At 73.6% G+C, this 1,756-nt stretch carries 2 protein-coding genes; both read left to right on the top strand.

The window, feature by feature from the left end:
• Positions 1 to 857 (top strand): acetoin utilization protein AcuC (locus AB0C29_RS46750; RefSeq protein WP_360834615.1); only part of this gene is annotated, 857 nt, incomplete at its 5' end.
• 12 nt (positions 858 to 869) lie between these two features.
• Positions 870 to 1,756: GNAT family N-acetyltransferase (locus AB0C29_RS46745; RefSeq protein WP_360834613.1), on the top strand; the 887-nt coding region annotated here is incomplete at its 3' end.

Here is a 1,756-nt window from a genome sequence, read left to right as displayed (position 1 = left end):
CGGCCGAGGCGGTGTGGAGCGGCGCGGCCACCCGGGCGGTCAACGTCTCCGGCGGGCTGCACCACGCCATGGCGGCGCGGGCGGCCGGCTTCTGCGTCTACAACGACCCGGCGGTCGCCATCGCGCGGCTGCTCGACCTGGGTGCGGAGCGCATCGCGTACGTGGATGTCGACGTGCACCACGGCGACGGGGTGCAGGCGGCCTTCTACGACGATCCCCGGGTCCTCACCGTGAGCCTGCACGAGACACCACTGGCGCTGTTCCCCTTCACCACCGGCTATCCGGAGGAATCGGGCGGGCCGGGCGCCGAGGGCATGTCGGTGAATCTGGCCCTGCCGCCCGGCACCGGCGATGCGGGCTGGTTGCGGGCCTTCCACGCCGTCGTGCCGTCGGTGCTGCGCGCGTTCGCGCCGCAGATCCTCGTCACCCAGTGCGGCGCCGACGCCCACCGGCTCGACCCGCTGGCCGACCTGCGGTTGTCGGTCGACGGCCAGCGCGCCGCCTACATCGCGCTGCGCGGACTGGCCGACGAGCTCTGCGACGGCCGCTGGGTGGCGACCGGCGGCGGCGGGTACGCCCTGGTCGAGGTCGTACCGCGAGCCTGGACCCATCTGCTGGCGGTGGCCACCGGCGAGGCGCTGGATCCGGGCACGGCCATCCCGCCGGCCTGGCGCAAGCTCGCCGCCGACCGCCGTCCCGGTGCGGACGTGCCGGTCACGCTGACCGACGGCACCACCCCGCCGGTCGAACGCTGGGAGCCGGGCACCACGCCGGACCCGGTCGACAAGGCCATCATGGCGACCCGGCGGGCGGTGTTCCCGCTGCACGGGCTGGACCCGCAGGACATCCGGGACTGAGAGGGGAATGCGGTGACCAGAGAGGCGGACGTGCTGCTCTCCGACGGCAGCGCCGTTCATCTGCGCCCGATCCGCCCCGAGGACGCACCGGCCATCGTGGAGTTCCACTCCCGGATGAGCGACCGCACCCGCTACCTGCGTTACTTCTCTCCCTATCCACGCATCCCGGAACGCGACCTGGCCCGCTTCGTCAACGTCGACCACCACGACCGCGAGGCCTTCGTCATCGTCAGCGGCCCGCGGATCATGGCAGTCGGCCGCTACGAGCGGCTGGGCCCGGAGTCGCCCGAGGCCGAGGTGGCCTTCGTCGTCGAGGACGCGCACCAGGGCCGGGGGATCGGCTCGGTGCTGCTGGAGCACCTGGCCGACGCGGCCCGGGAGAACGGCATCACCCGCTTCGTCGCCGAGGTCCTCCCGCAGAACGGCGGCATGCTGCGGGTCTTCAGCGACTTCGGCTACCAGGTCCAGCGCAAGTACGCCGACGGCGTCGTGCACCTGGGCTTCCCGATCGCCCCCACGGAGAAGTCCCGCGAGGTGCAGGAGAGCCGCGAGCAGCGCACCGAGTCGCGGTCGATCGCGCGGCTGCTGCATCCGCGCGCCGTTGCCGTGTACGGCGCCAGCGCCAGCGGCCAGGGCATCGGCGCCGCGATCCTCGGTCACATCCGCGACGGCGGTTACACCGGAACGATCGTGCCCGTGCATCGCAGCGCGGAACGGGTGGCCGGGCTGCCCGCGTACAGATCGGCGGTGGAGGCCCGGGCTGAGGTTGATCTGGCGCTGATCGCCGTACCGCCGGAAGGGGTCGCGGACGCCGTGGCCGACGCGGCCGCGGCCGGCGCGGGTGGTCTCGTGGTCGTCTCCGCCGCCTTCGCCGAGTCCGGGGTGGAGGGTGCGCTCGC

The sequence above is a fragment of the Actinoplanes sp. NPDC048791 genome (genome assembly GCF_040650095.1).
Taxonomy (GTDB): domain Bacteria; phylum Actinomycetota; class Actinomycetes; order Mycobacteriales; family Micromonosporaceae; genus Actinoplanes.
The sequence above is the reverse complement of the archived record's forward strand: the minus strand, read 5'-3'. Positions and strand labels throughout refer to the sequence as shown.